Source organism: Candidatus Leptovillus gracilis (assembly GCA_016716065.1).
Lineage (GTDB): Bacteria > Chloroflexota > Anaerolineae > Promineifilales > Promineifilaceae > Leptovillus > Leptovillus gracilis.
The window spans coordinates 442,428-459,986 of record JADJXA010000001.1 but is presented as its reverse complement, the minus strand read 5'-3'; the positions used below and the strand labels follow the sequence as shown (position 1 = coordinate 459,986).

The 17,559-nt window shown below is 56.2% G+C and carries 12 protein-coding genes and 1 pseudogene; 10 read left to right on the top strand and 3 right to left on the bottom strand.

Annotation, left to right across the window (positions count from 1 at the left end; genetic code table 11):
• The first annotated feature begins 70 nt into the window (after window positions 1-70).
• The 10 genes from IPM39_02005 (at window position 71) to infA (ending at window position 13,216) form a co-directional block, all read left to right on the top strand.
• Window positions 71-1,156: a shikimate dehydrogenase gene (locus tag IPM39_02005; GenBank protein ID MBK8984850.1), complete on the top strand. Its 1,086-nt coding sequence runs from the start codon at window positions 71-73 to the stop codon at window positions 1,154-1,156.
• 151 nt (window positions 1,157-1,307) lie between these two features.
• The gene (locus IPM39_02000; GenBank protein MBK8984849.1) at window positions 1,308-2,204 is read left to right on the top strand and encodes a response regulator; all 897 of its coding nucleotides are present in this window, start codon (window positions 1,308-1,310) and stop codon (window positions 2,202-2,204) included.
• A gap of 56 nt (window positions 2,205-2,260) precedes the next feature.
• Window positions 2,261-5,179 carry a GAF domain-containing protein gene (locus tag IPM39_01995; protein MBK8984848.1) on the top strand — a complete coding sequence of 973 codons (2,919 nt, stop codon included), beginning with the start codon at window positions 2,261-2,263 and terminating at the stop codon, window positions 5,177-5,179.
• A 116-nt stretch (window positions 5,180-5,295) separates the two neighbouring features.
• Entirely contained in the window at window positions 5,296-5,661 is a 366-nt protein-coding gene (locus IPM39_01990; GenBank protein ID MBK8984847.1) for a response regulator, read from the top strand.
• A 96-nt stretch (window positions 5,662-5,757) separates the two neighbouring features.
• Complete coding sequence (locus IPM39_01985; protein MBK8984846.1) at window positions 5,758-6,543, top strand: alpha/beta hydrolase; 786 nt, start codon at window positions 5,758-5,760, stop codon at window positions 6,541-6,543.
• 25 nt (window positions 6,544-6,568) lie between these two features.
• Window positions 6,569-7,810, top strand: coding sequence for a DUF3048 domain-containing protein (locus IPM39_01980; protein MBK8984845.1), 1,242 nt, complete (start codon window positions 6,569-6,571; stop codon window positions 7,808-7,810).
• Window positions 7,811-7,993: 183 nt separating this feature from the next.
• Window positions 7,994-10,357, top strand: coding sequence for a M23 family metallopeptidase (locus IPM39_01975; GenBank protein MBK8984844.1), 2,364 nt, complete (start codon window positions 7,994-7,996; stop codon window positions 10,355-10,357).
• 149 nt (window positions 10,358-10,506) lie between these two features.
• Window positions 10,507-11,373, top strand: a complete 867-nt coding sequence (locus tag IPM39_01970) for a fumarylacetoacetate hydrolase family protein (protein MBK8984843.1) — start codon at window positions 10,507-10,509, stop codon at window positions 11,371-11,373.
• A 322-nt stretch (window positions 11,374-11,695) separates the two neighbouring features.
• A complete protein-coding gene (locus IPM39_01965) occupies window positions 11,696-12,925 on the top strand; it encodes a S1 RNA-binding domain-containing protein (protein ID MBK8984842.1) in 1,230 nt (409 codons plus the stop codon).
• An 18-nt stretch (window positions 12,926-12,943) separates the two neighbouring features.
• On the top strand, window positions 12,944-13,216 hold the full coding sequence (gene infA, locus IPM39_01960) for a translation initiation factor IF-1 (protein ID MBK8984841.1): 273 nt from the start codon (window positions 12,944-12,946) through the stop codon (window positions 13,214-13,216).
• 129 nt (window positions 13,217-13,345) lie between these two features.
• Here the strand turns inward: infA and prmA are convergent, their stop codons facing one another.
• The 3 genes and pseudogenes from prmA to dnaK form a co-directional block, all read right to left on the bottom strand.
• The gene (gene prmA, locus IPM39_01955; GenBank protein MBK8984840.1) at window positions 13,346-14,272 is read right to left on the bottom strand and encodes a 50S ribosomal protein L11 methyltransferase; all 927 of its coding nucleotides are present in this window, start codon (window positions 14,270-14,272) and stop codon (window positions 13,346-13,348) included.
• A gap of 152 nt (window positions 14,273-14,424) precedes the next feature.
• Window positions 14,425-15,579, bottom strand: a complete 1,155-nt coding sequence (gene dnaJ, locus IPM39_01950; protein ID MBK8984839.1) for a molecular chaperone DnaJ — start codon at window positions 15,577-15,579, stop codon at window positions 14,425-14,427.
• A gap of 63 nt (window positions 15,580-15,642) precedes the next feature.
• Window positions 15,643-17,539: pseudogene (gene dnaK / locus IPM39_01945) on the bottom strand (molecular chaperone DnaK).
• Between the last annotated feature and the right edge of the window lie 20 nt (window positions 17,540-17,559).

The window sequence follows — 17,559 nt, the reverse complement described above, 5'->3', positions numbered from 1 at the left end:
GGCCCTAGCACCTGCTCAGGGACAGATATACCATTGAAGATATGGACACCTCTTGGATAAACTGCCATTTATGGAAGATTCTTTCGCATTTATCATTCATCCCATTGACCCACAGCGCGACGTCAGCCGAAAGTATCCGGCTTTAGGCAAACTGCCTGTCTGGTTGATTGATTTTCTGTCCCTGTTTTTCCCACCAGTTTATATCTCTGAAATTCAAAACATTCGCTCGGAGGCCAACGGCCGTACCCTGCATGGCTGGTTCGTGGCCTGTCCCCTTACACCAGCCCGCATGATGAGCCTACCGCCCCGCGTTGTCTACAAAAAAATCATCCAGACCGGCCGTCTGGCTGAAAAATTGGGTGCGCGCATCCTGGGGTTGGGCGCGTTCACCTCTGTCGTCGGTGATGGCGGCCTGACAGTGGCCAACCAACTCAACATCCCCGTGACCACCGGCGATAGTTTGACCATTGCAACGGCCGTGCAAGCCATTCAACAAGCAGCCGCAATCATGGACATCCCTCTCCCCAGCGCCACCGTCGCCATCGTTGGGGCCACCGGGGCCATTGGCGCAGTCTGCGGGCAGCTCCTAGCGCCGCAAGTCAACCAGACCATCCTCATCGGCCGCCGGCAAGACAGGCTGGACCAGGTCGCCCAACTTGTCCGGGAGGCCGGCGGCAGCCACGTCACCACCAGCGATCACATCAACGATCTGACCCAGGCCCACCTCATCATCACCGTCACCAGTGCCGTGGATGCCATCATCGCGCCGCATTTGCGCCCGGGCGCTGTCGTCTGCGACGTGGCCCGTCCCCGCGACGTATCACGGCAGGTAGCCGCGCAGAGGCCCGATGTACTGGTTATTGAAGGGGGGATGGTCGAAGTACCAGGAGCGGTAGAATTTAATTTCAACTTTGGCTTTCCGCCCAAAATGGCCTACGCCTGCATGGCCGAAACCATGGCCCTGGCCCTGGAGCAGCGTTACGAGTCTTTTACGCTGGGAAAAGACATCCAATTGTCACAAGTCCAGACAATTGATAAAATCGCTCTGAAGCATGGTTTTAAACTGGGTGGGTTCCGCAGCTTTGAAAAAGCCATCACCGATGCCGACATTGCCCAGATTAAAACTCACAAACGTTCAGTTTCGCTGGAAACCTGACCGACTTTTTGATTCTCAAAGTTCTAAGTTGGACCGGCAAAAACCGGTCAAGTTTGAATGATTACTGAAAAATGTCATCACAAAACAATAGATCAATGGGTGATCAACCTGTGATTGACCCGGTCATTCTATAATTGCCAAGGAAAAGCTCATGAGCAATGGTCGAATTCTTATAGTCGAAGATGATTACGATATTTCCAATATGTTGCGCATTTTCTTTGCCAACGAGGGCTATCACGTGGACATTGCCGCCAGAGGCAACGACGCGCTGGACAAATGCCGCAAAAAGCTGCCCGACTTAATCGTCCTCGATATTATGCTGCCCGATATGGACGGTTATGACGTTTGCCTGGCCCTGCGCACAACGACGCGCACCAGCCACATCCCCATCATTTTCCTGACCCAAAAAGATGAGCGCAGCGACCGAATTCGAGGATTAGAATTGGGCGCGGATGATTACATTACCAAGCCATTCGACATCGAAGAACTCAAACTGCGGGTTGGCACGGCGATCCGCACTCATCAACGGCTGAATATGACCAATCCCATCACTGGCTTGCCCAGCAGCCGCCTCATTGAAGACCAACTGCGCACGCTGATGCGCGCCAATACTTGGACGTACATTCAGGTTGGCATAGACAATCTTGGTCCATTTAACGATAAGTATGGCTTTGTGGCCGGCGATGAAGTGCTGCGATTTGGCGCTTTTTTGCTGAATGAAATTGATGACCAATTTGGCACGCTGGATGATTTTATTGGACACCCTGGCGGCGACACCTTTGTATTGATCTCCATGAGCGAGAATGTACCGGCGATGGTGGATAAATTGCGGCAGCGTTTTAACGAGGAAATTTTGTCCCATTATGACTTCTTGGACCGCGAACAGGGCGCGATGCAAACTGCCAGCGGTTCATTTGCCCCGTTTATGACCCTTTCACTGGGCGTCGTTTCATCCCAAACGCAGCGCTTTGCCGATATTCGTGAAATTACGGAAACGGCCGCTGAACTTCGGCGATTGGATCAGGCCAAACAAGCAAAGCTTCAGTGATTTGCACCAATCACCTTGTCCCATATGCAGTACCTTATTGGGGTATTGAGTAAACAATGGAAAAGGAATTCATTTCGGCTCTCGACTTTCGTGTGCTCGACCCTCTGAGTGAAGGGGTTATTATCGTCGAGGCTGATGGCGCTGTTCATTATATGAATCGTGCAGCCAGGAATTTGTGTGGGCTGGAGCACAATGCCACCTTGCCGCGGCATTTACGCCAATTATTCCCCGACGCCGACCACCACTTGCTGCGCCAGACGGCCGGGCAAGAGGAAGTGCGGCTGCCAGACGGCCGTAGCCTTCGTTTCCATTCTCATCTTTACCAGACGACCAACCCCACCCTCATCCAAATCATTCTCCATGAGTCGCCCACACCAGCCTTCGAGATATTGGCCGAAGCCAATCACGTTCTCGCCGTGACGCTGGAAACGGAAGAGATTATTGCCCTCATCAGCCAACACATGTGCCAGGCGGTTCAGGCGCACGGTTACGCCGCCTATCGTTGGCAGCCCGAAGAACATCGCCTGACCCTGTTGGATGTGTATGCCGCGCTGCCAGAAGCCCCGGTAACGGCCGTTGGCGCAAGCCAAATCCTTGACCCGGCCAACCCCATCCTCCAGGTCATCCACAATCAAAGGTCGGCGGCATACTGGCACACCGCCCAACCCCCAGCAACGGCCGTTCCCGTTCCCTGGCTCAACCCCAACCTTCCCCTGGCCGAAGCCTACTTCCCCCTCATTGTGTCCGATGAAACAGTCGGCCTCATTCAACTAATCCGTCAGGGCGCTGCCGCCCGCCTCAATGAAACAGAAATCCGCCTGCTAGAAGCCCTGGCCAGCCGGGCCAGCACCGCGTTAGAAACCGCCTTTATCTTCCAAGACACCTACGAGCGGGAACAATTCTACAATGCCCTGGGCAACGTCAGCATGGCGATCAACTTCACCCTGGAACAGGCAACCCTGCTCAGCCTCATCTGCGACGAAAGCCTGCGCATCTTTGAGGTAGATGGCGCTTACATTTGGCAAGTGGCCGGCGACCAATTCGTCGGCAGCGCCGGCCGGGGATACGGTGAAGAAGGATTTATCGGCACAACCATAGCGGCCACCGACGAGCAATCCTTTGTCGCGGCCATAGCCCGCCACGGCCAGGCCAGCTTTGCCAACAACCTGGCCGAGACGCCCACCATCTCCCTGCGTCTGCCGCACAGCGAAGCGGCCCAGTCGGCCCTCGGCGTGCCCCTGGAACAAGAAGGGAACATTATTGGCGTTTTGGTTCTGGTGGATGCCCACAACCCCAACCGTTTTGGCCATAAGCATGTCACCCGCGCGTCCACGTTTGGCGTTCAGGCGGCTATCGCCCTACAAAACGCCAAGCTATTTGAAGAATTACGCCTGCTCAACGAAGAGCTAGACCTGCGCGTCGCCGAACGCACGCGCGCGCTGCACGAGGAAAGCAACCGGGTCAAAATTTTGCTGCGCATCACCTCCGAACTCTCGGCCAGCCTGGATCAGGACCACGTACTCAACCAGGCGCTCCACCTGGTCAACGAAGTGGTGAACGCCACCCAGGGCGTCATTTTGCTGATTGATCCGGAGAGCAGCCAATTTGTCTTTCGCGCGGCCATGGGGTTGGAACGGCCTCTCCCGCTGCGCGGCGTCAACACCGGCATGATGCAGCACGAAGGTCTGGCCGGGTGGATCATTGAGAATCGCTCGGCCGTCATTGTGGATGATACCAGCATAGACCCCCGGTGGGTAAGCCGCCCTGAAAGCCGTGAACATCGCGCGGTTTTGGGTGTGCCCCTCATTTCAAACGATGAAGTGATAGGGGTGATGATGTTGTTCCACTCGGAGACGGGCGCGTTTACCATGCAGCAGTTGGACCTGGTGGAGGTGGCGGCCATTCAAGTCGCCAATGCCATTAATAACGCCAACCTTTATTTGCTCATCCGCGATCAGGCGGAGCGGCTGGGCCGCCTGCTGCACGCGGAACAGATTGAAACGGCGAAAAGTCAGGCCATTCTGGAAAGCATCGCCGATGGTGTGTTGGTGGCCGATAGTTACAGCCGCATTATTCTGGGTAATCGGCCGGCCAGCGTAATTCTGGATATTCCACGCCAGCAGTTGATTGGCAAATCCATCAATGAACTGCTGGGTCTCTATGGGCATTCGGGCGATTCCTGGGTGCATATTATTGAGAAATGGGCGCAAAATTCAGAGGCGGTTGAGGAATTGACCTTTTTGGCCGATGAGTTGACCATTGAAGAAAAGGTGGTCAGCGTGCATCTTTCGCCAGTAATGGCCGGTAAACAGTTTTTTGGAACTGTTTCGATTTTCCGCGACATTACCAAAGAAGTGGAAGTGGATAAGCTGAAAAGCGAGTTTGTCTCGACTGTTTCGCATGAATTGCGCACGCCGATGACTTCGATTAAAGGGTATGCGGACCTGATGCTGATGGGGGCGGCCGGCCCGATGACGCCGCCGCAGCAGCGTTATCTGAAGGTGATCAAGAACAATGCTGACCGCCTGCACATGCTGGTGAATGATTTGCTGAATATCTCGCGCATTGAAACGGGCAAGACGACGCTGGATTTACGGCCGTTAGACATCCCCCAAGTCATAGACCAGGTTGTCGAAGGTCATTTGCGCGGCCGTATCCAACACGAGCAAAAACGGCTGGAAGTCTCCACCACTATTGAACCGTCGCTGCCGCTGGTCAATGCCGACCACGCCAGAGTGACCCAAATCCTGACCAATCTCATTGACAACGCCTTCAATTACACCCTGAATACGGCAAAATTCAGCTTGATGTCACCAGAAACGGCGAATACGTGTACATCAGCGTGCAAGACAGCGGCATTGGCATCTCCAGAGACAATCAAGCCAAGATATTCGACCGCTTCTTTCGCGCTGACGATGAGCAGGTACAGGCCGTGCCTGGAACCGGGTTGGGCCTTTCCATTGTCCGCAGCCTGATCGAAATGCACGGCGGCGATCTGAAAGTTGAAAGCCGCCTGGGTGAAGGCAGCATATTTACATTTAACTTGCCCATCGTGGCCGAAGACAGCGATCCAACTTAAAGAGAGAACAGTATGGCCAAAATTTTGGTTGCCGAAGACGATCAAGACATTCGCGAACTGATAGTCCTGACTTTGCAGTTTAACGGTTTCGACGTGAAAAGCGTCGAAAATGGCGCGTTGGCTGTGGAAGCGGCACAAAATGATAGATTCGATCTCATTCTGATGGATGTGCGGATGCCCCGTATGACCGGGTACGAAGCCTGCCGGCGCTTGAAAGAAATTGACATCACCCGTGATATTCCGGTTATTTTCTTGTCAGCCAAAGGACAGGAAACGGAAATTCAGACCGGCCTGGATGTGGGCGCGCAGCAGTATATCCTGAAACCGTTTGCCCCCGACGAACTGATCGGCGCTATTCATAAGGTTTTAAAGCATTAGAGCGTATCGCGGTAATTTGGACCAGCGCGCCCTGATTACCGGCTCTCCGTTGTGTGTGAAACGCCGGAAAGCTGAAGCGGTCATTTGAACTGACGTATGAGCATCACAACTGTAGGCAGCCACCTGATTCATTACGAAGTGCTGGGCCGCGGCGAGCCGATCCTGTTTATTCATGGCTGGCTCGGTTCGTGGCGCTATTGGTGGCCTTCGATGCAGGCGTTGTCTTCGCGTCATCGCTCTTTTGCGTTTGACTTGTGGGGCTATGGCGATTCCAGCAAGGACCAGGCCAGCTACTCGCTGGCGTCTTACGTGGAGATGATCGATCAGTTTGTGAATCAATTGGGCATCATGAAGCCGGTGACGTTGGTTGGACATTCGCTGGGAGCCGTGGCTGCGCTGCAATATACCAATAAGTACCCTGAGAACGTGGAAAAATTGGTGATGGTGGCCCTGCCGATTGAAGGCGCTTCTATGGAAGCCCGGCTGTTGGATTCTGATCCGGGTACGATTTTGAAGAATCTGGGCAAGGCCAACAGCTATCAGGAAGTGGATGCTGAGGTGCGTAAGATAGACCAGACGGCCGTTAATAAATTAGCCCGCCAGGTAGCCGATATGAACCTGGCCACCGACCTGGTAGGTTGTACGCGCCCCCTGCTCATGGTCTATGGCGACCAGGATACCATTGTCAGGCCGCCCACCGGCGAGTTGACTCATTTGCGCCGCTCCATCAACAACCGCTACTACGTTGGCCTGGATACCTGCCATCACTTCCCCATGCTGCAAGAAAAAGCGGTCTTTAACCGGCTGCTGATGGATTTCTTGCACAACGAGAATTTGGACGAACTCGTGCCCAAAGAATACTGGCAGCGCCGCGTGCGCTGACCCGGCAATGCTATCCCCCCTGGTGATGTCTCATAACCGTATTGATCAGCGCCATTGGCTGTTTTGGGTTGTCATGTGGTTGGCAGTGGGCTGTGGCGGAACGGCCGTTGCCGTTCCGCCCACGCCCACTCTCACTGCTGCCCCGCTCTCCCCCACGCCAACTGTCACTGCTGCCGATACACCATCGCCAACGGCCACGATTACGCCATCTGCCACTCCCTCGGCCACTCCCTCGGCCATTTCCTCAGCCACGCCGGCCAGCCAACCGACCCATACGCCAACGCCCCAACCAACCATCACCCCGACCATCGAAGGACTCATCGGCCCAGACAATTTCCCGGCCAACGTGAATCCGCTCACCGGCGAAGTGGTGGGCAATTCGGCCGTGCTGGCGCGACGGCCGTTAGCCATCAAAATCTCCAACCACCCCATCCTCGTCCGCCCCCAGGCTGGCTTGAACAGCGCCGACCTGGTGTTTGAGCATTATGTGGAGGCAGGGTTCACGCGGTTTACGGCCGTTTTTTACAGCCAGGACGCCGACCCGGTCGGCTCCGTGCGCAGCGGGCGGCTGATAGACCTGGAAATTCCCAACATGTACGACGCCGCCTTCGCTTACTCCGGCTCTGTCGGGCCGGTGCGCCTGATGTTTAAGGAAAGCGAGTTCTTCAACCGGCTCATCTCCATTGATTTCGGCCACGGCGGCTTCTACCGTGTCGAAGAAGCAGACCGCCCCATCGTCCATTCCCTCTTCACCGACACCACCCGGCTGCGTTATCTGCTAGATGAGCGGGGCCAAAACACGCCGCCCCAGCTGCAAAACGGCATGACATTCCGCGCCGCCCCCATCACCCCCGGCGAACTGGCCCGCAGCCTGGAGATTCAATACCAGGGTACGAATGCGTTTTGGGGCTACGATGTGGGCGACGGCCGTTACCGGCGCTGGACCGACGGCAAACCCCACCTGGACGCCAATACCGGCGAACAGCTCAGCTTCAAAAATATCATCGTCCTCAGCGCCCAACATGTCGAGACCGATATTGTCGAAGACACCGGCGGCAGCCACTCTATTCAAATTCAAATTTGGGGGGAAGGCCCGGTCTCTATCTTCCGCGACGGGCAGCGCTTCGACGGCCGTTGGCGCCGCGACGACCCCCACCACATGCTCACCTTCACCGACAAAGAAGGCGGCCCCCTGCCTCTGGCCCCCGGCAGCAGTTTTTTTCAGATCGTGCCCACCGGCTTTGACGACTTGACAGTTACGCCGTAACATAGTCTGGTACTCTTATGGCCCTTCGCAATCGTCTAAGAATAACTTCCTGTTTTTTAGATTGGACCAATGTCCAAGATTGGTCCAATCTGGACCCTATAATTTCTAGATGATCACTTAGTCATCGTCTATGGTTTGTTCATACACAGCCCGCAACTGTCCTCATACACAAAGGAGTAGGCAATGAGTGACTTTCGATTTGAAGCCTGGCCCACCGAATTTCGCAGCATCAACCAATATTTCGCCGCCAACCCGCAGAATTATGCCCAATTTGGCCTGCCCGGCCACGAAGGCATAGACATCATGGCCCCCAGCGGCAGCAAGGTGTTTGCTGTCGCGCCGGGCACGGTGAAGATGGTACGCACCAACCCAGATGGACACAATTACGGCCGTCACCTGCGCATCGCCCATCAGGACGGCTACGAAACCATCTACGCCCACCTGGAATCGGTCAACGTCAGCGTCGGCCAGGTTGTCGAAGCCGGCAGCCTGATCGGCCGCGCCGACAACACTGGCAACAGCTTTGGCTCCCACCTGCACCTGACCCTCAAGCGGGAGGGCGAGACTCAGGGCAACTGGCCCGGTAACATCATAGACCCCACCCCCTTCCTGCTGCCGCTGCTCGGTTTTGTGCGCCCGGCCGGCCCCTATACCACCGGTTGGGCCTATGCCGATGGCCTCACTCTGGTTGGCGATCTGGCTCAGGCCAATTATGGCGGCATCAATTTGCGCCGCACGCCCAGTGTCAATGGCGAAGCCATAGACCTGGTCCCCGGCGGCACAATTATGATTGTTACCGGCGGCAAACAGGGCAGCTATCTGCCGATCCTCGTGCCCACGGCCGCTCTTAGCAATGCCCAACCCACACCTACGCCCGTGCCTACCCCGCCGCCTGGCAGCACACCGCAAGTGGATGGTTGGGCTTTTTCGCCTTACCTCACGATTAGCGGCGCCCAGGCTGTGGTGGGACAATACGGCATCAATTTGCGCACGGCCCCAGCGCGCACGGCGAGCAATATCGGCCTGGTCAAAGGTGGCAGCACCGTTGTCATTTTGGGCGGGCAGCAAGGCGAGTACCACCCCGTGCGTGTACGCCTGAGCGATTTTTCCGGGCCGGTAAATGTTCCTGGCTTGCCCCCCGTCATCCCACCCCCTGCGCCCACGCCTGGCGCTTTGCTGATGGGTTGGGCCTGGACGAAGAATTTGGTGGTAGATGGCCGAACGGCCGTATCCGGTCGTTTTGGCGTGAATCTGCGCGCCAAGCCGTTGGCTACCGGGGCGCGTTTGGGCACGCTGCGCGAGGGGGCGCGGGCCACCATCGTCGGCAAAGCCCGCGGCGAATACACGCCGGTGCAGGCCAACCGCGCCGATATAAGCGATATTCCAACCCCGCTGCCGCCCATCGAGCAGCCAGAACCGCTGCCGGGTCCGCCGCCCACACCGCCACCTGCGCCGCCGCAGGATACCACGCCCGGTTGGGCGTTTACGTCGCAGTTGTTGGTGTCGGGGGATACGGCCGTTGCTGGTCCCTACGGCATCAATCTCCGCGCCGAACCGCGCCGCAACGCCGAAAACAAAGGCTTCATCCCGGCCAACGCCCCGATGATCGTTATCGGCGTGGCCCAGGGCGAGTACACCCCGGTGCGTGTCAGTGACGCCATTTTGCAGCCGCCCTTTGGCACAGTGACGCCCGATCCCGGTCAGCCGCCGGTTGTTAACCCGGACCCCGAACCGGTGGGCCATGCCCGCATTGGCCTGCACGCCGCCGCCGACCCCGACATCAGCGACGCCGAAGTGCAAGAGTTTGCCGACACCCGCCCCGGCATGATCAAGCTGCTTTCTTTCCACAACCCGGCCGGCATTCGCAAACTGGTGGCCGCCCACCCGGACGTGAAGTGGGTTGTGCGCGCCTTTCTGGATTTTGGCGGGCGCAATATCAGCCCGCGCCAATTCCTCAACGACACCCTCAGCGATGTGCAGCGTACCCTGAATTTGCTGACTGGTAAAGATGTGGTGGTGGAATTACACAATGAACCCAATTTGATTATGGAAGGTCTGTTCCACACCTGGGCCGATGGCGCAGCGTTTAATCGCTGGTTCCTGGAACTGCTGCAATTGTACCGGCAGGCGCTGCCCGGCGTGCGCTTCATTTACCCCGGATTGTCGCCGGGCAGCGCGGTCAGCGGCGTTAAGCACGACCATATCCAATTCATTGAAGCCAGCCGCGAAGCGGTAGAAGCGTCCGATGGCCTGGGCGTTCACCTCTATTGGTCCCACGTTTACCCGATGGCCTGGAGCCTGAATGTGCTGGATGATTACATTTCTCGCTTCCGCTACAAACCGATTTGGGTGACAGAGGCCAGCAACAACAAGGATGGCACACCCTTCTACATGAAAGGACGGCAGTACATTGAGTTTTGGCAGGCGTTACAATCTCGCCCGACGGTTCAGGGCGTGACTTATTTTGTGGCTTCGGCCAGTAACCCGGCCTTTCGCTACGAAGTCTGGGTTGGCAATGGCATCGGCCAGATAGTCGGCCGTCGTTAACCCGTTAAGATTTGACAACTCTATTTTTGCAGGAGACATCATGAGTGGGCTGCACCTACCACCGCGAATGAAAACCCTGGGAGCGCAGGCGTCTCGCCTGCCGGGGCGGACGGGACGTCCGCGCTCCCATTTTCAAAGGAGGCAGCAGCGTGAAACTGGTGACTTATGAACTGCATGGCGACGGCCGTTTAGGGGCTGTGCGCGACCAGGTTATTGTGGATTTAACGGCCGTTGCCCCCGACATGCTCTCTCTCATCGAATCTGGCGCAGCCGGTCTGGCCCAGGCGGAAGCCTATGCCCAAACCGCCAGCCCTGCGCTGCGGCTGGCGGAGGCCACGCTGCTGGCGCCCATCCCCGTGCCCCGCCGCAACGTGATGTGCCTGGGCCTGAATTACGTGGAACACGCCCAAGAGTCTTACACTGCCCGCGGCCAGGAGACGAAGATACCGGACTTTCCCATTGTGTTCACCAAAGCGACAACGGCCGTTACCGGACCTTACGCGCCAATTCCTTACAATCCACATGTTTCCGCCAAAATTGATTGGGAAGCCGAAATGGCCGTCATTATCGGCCGGCGGGGCAAAAACATCTCGCCCGAAGAAGCCATGGGCTACATCTTCGGCTACACCATCATCAACGATGTGAGCGCCCGCGACCTGCAAACCCAACACAAGCAATACTTCAAGGGCAAAAGCCTGGACGGAAGCTGCCCGATGGGACCCTGGATTGTCACCGCCGACGAAATACCTGATCCCCACAACCTGAATATCACCAGCCGGGTCAACGGCGTCACCAAACAAGCCAGCAACACCCGCCACATGATCTTTAACCTGCCGGCGATTATCTACCACCTGTCACGCGGCATGACTTTGCTGCCCGGCGACATCATCGCCACCGGCACACCCAGCGGCGTCGGTTTTGCTCGCCAGCCACCCGAATTCCTGGCCCCAGGCGATGTGGTGGCGTGTGAAGTTGAAGGGTTGGGTCTCATTCGCAACCCAATCGCCTCTGAATAAAGCGCCAATGCGTCCAAACCTTTTGACAACCACCAGGGGAGTGGCTATAATTCCCAAGTTAGATTGTCACAGGCTGAGTTACTGTTGGGATGGCGCTTCACAATTTGCGAAGTGTATAGAGAGGCGACAAGAAGTTAACAACGATTTTTGTTGTCTCCTCTGAGGCTTATGTTTAAGTAAATAGTTTACTTAATGACGCTCTGATCAGCGGTAAAAGTGAGTTACGAACCCTCTAACTCGGCCATGTCCTATTGATAATTTTGGGCATTGGCCGAGTTTTTTCTTGAATAACAAATCCTTTTGTGGGAAGAGATCAGTACGTATGTCCAGTGAAGAAACAAATTTATTGCAGGAATTACTAGATCAACATGATTACGAACTCCCGGAAGTTGGGGATATTCGTAAAGGCATCATTGTCGCCATTAACTCGCAAGGCGTTATTGTTGATCTGGGCACAAAACGTGATGGCATGGTCCCGCCATCCGATTTGAGCAAGTTATCCGAAGAGGACCGCGCTGCTTTGCAGATCAATGATGAAATTCCGGTTTATATCGTGAATAACGAACAATCGGAAAGTGTCATCGTGTCTATCCATATGGCTCAGTTGAACCAGGACTGGATTGATGCCGAAGCGAAGATGGAGAGCGGCGAAATCTTGCAATGCGAGATTATTGGTTATAACAAAGGTGGGGCGATTGTGCCGTTCGGCCATTTACGTGGTTTTGTTCCGGCCTCTCACCTGGTTGACCTGACGCCGGGCATGAGTGACCGCAAACGGCAGCAGCGTCTGGCGAAATTGCGCACCGAAAAACTGCCGATGAAAATCATCGAAGTAGATCGCCGCCGCCGCCGCCTGGTCTTCTCGCAGCGCGATGCCCAAAAAGAGTGGGAAGAAAAGCGCAAGGGTGAACTGCTGGACAACCTGAAAGAAGGTGATGTTCTCAGCGGCACGATCAGTGGCCTGCGTGATTTTGGCGTGTTTGTTGATTTGGGCGGCGCCGACGGTCTGGTTCATATTTCCGAGCTGGCCTGGCACCGCATTGACCACCCACGCGAAGTCGTTAAAGTTGGCGATGAAATCGAAGTGGTGGTGTTAAAACTGGACCGCGCCGATCAACGTATCAGCCTGAGCCGCAAAAAAGTAATGGCGAATCCCTGGGATTCGGTTGAAGAACGTTACCAGATTAATCAACTCGTTGAAGGTAAAGTTACCCGCATTCTGGATTATGGCGCGTTTGCCGAAATTGAACCGGGTATCGAAGGGCTGCTGCATGTTTCTCAGCTTTCGCGGACTAACGTCGAAAATGTTGGCGAGGTCGTAAAAGAAGGGGAGACGCATTTGCTGCGGGTGGTGAGCATTGATTCGCAGCGGCAGCGGATTGGCTTGAGCCTGAAAGCGGTGACGGCCCAGGAGCAAATTGAGTGGATGGCGCAGCATATGGCGCGTATGGCCGATGAGGCTGTTGACGACGTGGCGGTTTCGGCTGCGGCAACCGCCGTCGCCGCAACGGCCGTCAGCGACAGCGCCGTTGCCGACCGTGAAGAAGAGTAAGACCTGATAGAGAGGATTATGGCCAAAAACGAAAAACTAGAAGTCGAAGGTACTGTGATAGAACTGCTGCCCAACACGCAGTTTATGGTGGAGTTGGATAACGGTCACAAGGTGTTGGCTTATCTCTCTGGGCGGATGCGGAAGTATTACATTCGCATTTTGTTGGGAGATCGGGTTCGCCTGGAGATGACGCCTTATGATTTAAGTCGTGGGCGAATCAATTATCGTTACCATCGCAATCGAGCAACTACTGCCGCGCCAACCGCCGCACCGTCACCAGCCAAAAAGTAATGCTGCTCTCTTGATCACAGTATCCGCTTACATCTAGCAGGTCTGTTTGTAAGTTAACATAAAACGTCACAACATTGTTGTGACGTTTTTTTGTGTTCTATTTGCAGGCGAGAGTGCCTGATAGAAAGATTAGCGATGACGAATGATGTAGCTGACCCAATCACGGACTTGCAGTTGTTGTTGAACACGGCCGTTTGCCGCCCGAACGGCCGTTTCTATTTCTTCCGCCTGCTGGTCTATAATTCCGCTTAAAATCAGGCTGCCTCCTGGCGCTGCGTAGCCCATCAGGTCGTGCTGTTCAAACAAATTCACGATGATCGGCGCTAAAATGTTGACGACGACCACGTCCCAGCCGCGTTTGGTCACGTCGGCAAGGGTACCTTTGCGGATGGTGGTAACGGCCGTTACCCCATTTTTGGCCGCATTCTCCAGCGCCGCGCGCACTGCCAGATCATCGGTGTCCACGCCCACTAGTTCGGTTGCGCCCAATTTGGCGGCGGCAATCGCCAAAATGCCCGAACCTGTGCCCACATCTAAAACGCGCATCCCCGGCCTGACAATCTGCTCCAACGCCTGCAAGCACATCTGGGTGGTGGGATGCAGGCCCGTGCCAAAAGCCATGCCCGGGTCTAACGTGACCACCACATCATCGGGGCGCAGCCCCTCTACCTCTGGGTCTGTACTGACCGGCGACTCTTCCCAACTGGGCTGAATCCACAAGCGATGACCGACACGGAAGGGATGGTAATGGGCTTTCCAGGCATTGGCCCAATCTTCTTCTTGTAATCTGCGGAAGGTAGGTGGGGGTAGGGGATAGAGACGGCCGTATTGGTACAACAATTCCTCAAGCCGCTGGCGCAGTTCTGGCGAATCTTGCTCTTCGGGCAGGTATATCTTGACGGTGACGGCCGGTTCCAACGCTTCGGGGTCCAGGTTGTTCATGTCCCCAAGCTGTTCCAGCACCACACCTTCGTTATAGGCAAACGGCCGTAACACCTCCGCAATCGCTTCCGCCCCTTCGCCGTCTGTCACCACGCTAACTTCTAGCCAATACATATCGTCACATTTTCGCCTGGCAGTCTAGCACCCGTATTTGGTAATCCGTAATTCGTAATCCGTATTTCGCAGGGACGGCCTCTGGCAAATGCCAACGGAAAACGGCACACGGACTTCGGTTTATGGCTGCTAGTAGACTGAATACCAAACTCTTAAAATCCTAGCGCGTCCTTCAACTGGCTAAAAATACCTTTTTCCCGCTGCGGAATCACTTCCTTGCCCAACGTTTTCGCCAGTTTCTCAAACAGATCACGCTGTTCGTCGCTTAATTTTTTGGGGACAGTCACATGGATCAACACATGCTGGTCGCCGCGCCCCACGTCGGCGCCCCGGCCGCTGCGGTCCAGGTGGGGCACACCTTTCCCTTTCAACCGAAACACTTTGCCAGACTCCGTGCCGGGCATGATGGTCAGCGTTTCTTCGCCGTCAATGGTCGGCACTTTTAGCTCGTCGCCCAGGGCCGCCTGGGCCAAATTGATCTCCAGGTCAATCCAGATGTCGTCACCGCGCCGTTCATAGACTTTATGTTCTTGCACGCGGATGACGACAAACAGATTGCCGGGCGGCCCGCCATCTATGCCGGGCGCGCCTTCGTTGCTCAGACGGATCTGGGTGTCGTTGTCTACGCCGGCCGGAATCTTCACCTTGAGCGTGCGGGTTTCCTGGACTTGTTTACGGCCGTGACACGTCTGGCACGGCGTTTCAATTATCTCGCCCACACCCTGGCAGGTGGGGCAGGTAGCCACGTTGACAAAGGAACCCAGAATAGACTGCTGCACACGACGTACCTCGCCGGAGCCATTACAAGTGGGGCAGTTCTTAGGATGGGTCCCCGGTTCTGCGCCGGACCCACTGCACGATGGGCAAACAGCCGGGCGCGTCACGTCTATGTCTTTATCAACGCCAAACACGGCCTCTTCAAACGAGATTTTCAGGTCGTAGCGCAGATCGGCGCCGCGCCGCGGACCCCGCCGCCGCCGCCGCGAGCCGCCGCCACCAAACGCGCCGCCAAAAAATTCTTCAAAGATGTCGGCGACGTTGCCAAAGCCGCCTTCGTAGCCGGAGGAGCCGCCCGCGCCGTTTTCTACCCCGGCATGGCCGAAGCGATCATATCGGGCGCGCATGTTGTCGTCCGACAACATTTCATACGCCTCATTGATCTCCTTAAACCGCTCACCGGCGTCTGTATCTTTGTTCACGTCGGGATGATACTGCCGCGCCAGACGACGGTACGCTTTTTTTAGCTCGTCTTTATTGGCGCTGCGATTCACGCCTAAAACTTCGTAATAATCTCGTTTGGTGGCCATAAGCAGGATGGAGGGTTGGTTAGTTGGTTCATATCAACCAACCAACCAACCAATAGACTAACTTTAGCTAAATTCGCCTTCGATGACGTCTTCGTCGGAGCCGGTAGGGTCGCCGGTGGGGCCGCCGTCAGGGCCGGGGCCTTGTGGGCCGGGCTGCTGCTGGTACATGGCTGCGCCAGCCTGTTGGAGGACGTTTTGCAGTTGAGCGGCCGTGTCTTTCATCGCCGCCGGGTCGCCGGCCGACATGGCTGATTTGACGGCTTCGATTTGGGTTTGCACGGCCGTTTTCTGGGCTTCTGGTATAGTGGCCGCGTTGTCGCTGATGAACTTCTCGGCGGTGTACACGGCCGAATCGGCCATGTTGCGCGCTTCCACTTCCTCTTTGCGGCGGGCGTCTTCGGCGGCGTGGGATTCCGCGTCGCGCACCATCTGGTCAATCTCCTTCTCTTGCAAGCCGCTAGAGGGGATGATCTGCATAGCCTGTTCACGGCCGGTGGCCTTGTCTTTGGCCGTCACATTCAAAATGCCGTCGGCGTTGATGTCGAAGGTGACTTCAATTTGCGGCACGCCGCGCGGCGCGGGCGGAATGCCATCCAAAATAAAGCGGCCCAGGCTTTTGTTGTCGTTGGCCATGGGGCGTTCGCCCTGAGTGACATGGATTTCCACCTGCGTTTGCATGTCGGCGGCCGTAGAGAAGACCTGGCCTTTGCGCGTGGGGATGGTGGTATTGCGTTCGATCAGCGGGGTAGCGACGCCGCCCAGCGTCTCAATGCTCAGGGTCAGCGGGGTCACGTCCAGCAGCAGCACGTCTTTCACATCACCGCCCAACACGCCGGCTTGAATCGCTGCGCCAATGCCTACCACCTCGTCCGGATTCACTCCCTTGTGTGGCTCCTTTGCCAAAGAATTTCTTGACGGCTTCCTGGATAGCCGGCATACGGGTCATACCGCCCACCAACACCACTTCGCCGATTTCGGCCGTGGACAATCCGGCGTCTTTGAGGGCCTGGCGGCACGGTTCGATGGAGCGTTTGATCAAATCTTCGGTGAGCTGCTCCAGTTTGGCGCGTGTCAGGTTCAGGTTCAGGTGTTTGGGTCCGCTGGCGTCGGCGGTGATATAGGGCAGATTCAACTCGGTCTGCATGGTGGTGGACAGCTCAATCTTGGCTTTTTCGGCCGCTTCTTTCAAGCGTTGTAACGCCTGCCGGTCGTTGCGCAAGTCGATCCCCTGGTCCATTTTGAACTGTTCGGCTGCCCAATCAATAATTTTCTGATCGAAATCATCACCGCCCAGGAAGGTGTCGCCATTGGTGGATTTGACTTCAAACACGCCGTCGCCCACTTCCAAAATGGAAATATCGAACGTGCCACCGCCCAGGTCATACACGGCGATAATTTCATCTTTGCTGCTGCCAATGCCATAGGCCAGGGAAGAGGCGGTCGGTTCGTTGACGATGCGCAGCACTTCCAGGCCGGCAATTTTACCGGCGTCTTTGGTGGCCTGCCGCTGGCTGTCGTTGAAGTAAGCGGGCACGGTGATGACGGCCTGTGTCACCGGCTGCCCCAGGTACGCTTCGGCGTCGGTTTTGATTTTTTGCAGGATCATGGCCGAAACTTCCGGCGGGGAGTATTCGCGTTCGCTCATGGAGACGCGGATGTCGCCGTTGGGCGCTTTGTGGACGCCGTAGGGGACGTATTTGATGGCCCGCTGCACGACGGGATCGTCGAATTTGCGCCCCATGAAGCGTTTGACGGAGTAGATGGTGTTTTGCGGGTTGATGACGGCCTGGCGTTTGGCGACCTGGCCTACCAGCCGTTCGCCGGTTTTGGGATTGACGGCGACGATGGAGGGAAAGAGACGGCTGCCCTCTGCGCTGGGGATGACGGTGGGTTCGCCGCCTTCCATCACGGCAGCCACGGAGTTGGTTGTACCTAGATCAATACCTATTATTTTGCCCATGTTTGTGTTTCCTCACTCGA

What these genes read in the sequence shown, in the direction of transcription:
- IPM39_02005 (MBK8984850.1), top strand. Translation starts at nt 71, where the DNA reads ATGGAAGATTCTTTCGCATTTATCATTCATCCCATTGACCCACAGCGC.
- IPM39_02000 (MBK8984849.1), top strand. Translation starts at nt 1,308, where the DNA reads ATGAGCAATGGTCGAATTCTTATAGTCGAAGATGATTACGATATTTCC.
- IPM39_01995 (MBK8984848.1), top strand. Translation starts at nt 2,261, where the DNA reads ATGGAAAAGGAATTCATTTCGGCTCTCGACTTTCGTGTGCTCGACCCT.
- IPM39_01990 (MBK8984847.1), top strand. Translation starts at nt 5,296, where the DNA reads ATGGCCAAAATTTTGGTTGCCGAAGACGATCAAGACATTCGCGAACTG.
- IPM39_01985 (MBK8984846.1), top strand. Translation starts at nt 5,758, where the DNA reads ATGAGCATCACAACTGTAGGCAGCCACCTGATTCATTACGAAGTGCTG.
- IPM39_01980 (MBK8984845.1), top strand. Translation starts at nt 6,569, where the DNA reads ATGTCTCATAACCGTATTGATCAGCGCCATTGGCTGTTTTGGGTTGTC.
- IPM39_01975 (MBK8984844.1), top strand. Translation starts at nt 7,994, where the DNA reads ATGAGTGACTTTCGATTTGAAGCCTGGCCCACCGAATTTCGCAGCATC.
- IPM39_01965 (MBK8984842.1), top strand. Translation starts at nt 11,696, where the DNA reads ATGTCCAGTGAAGAAACAAATTTATTGCAGGAATTACTAGATCAACAT.
- infA (MBK8984841.1), top strand. Translation starts at nt 12,944, where the DNA reads ATGGCCAAAAACGAAAAACTAGAAGTCGAAGGTACTGTGATAGAACTG.
- prmA (MBK8984840.1), bottom strand. Translation starts at nt 14,272, where the DNA reads ATGTATTGGCTAGAAGTTAGCGTGGTGACAGACGGCGAAGGGGCGGAA.
- dnaJ (MBK8984839.1), bottom strand. Translation starts at nt 15,579, where the DNA reads ATGGCCACCAAACGAGATTATTACGAAGTTTTAGGCGTGAATCGCAGC.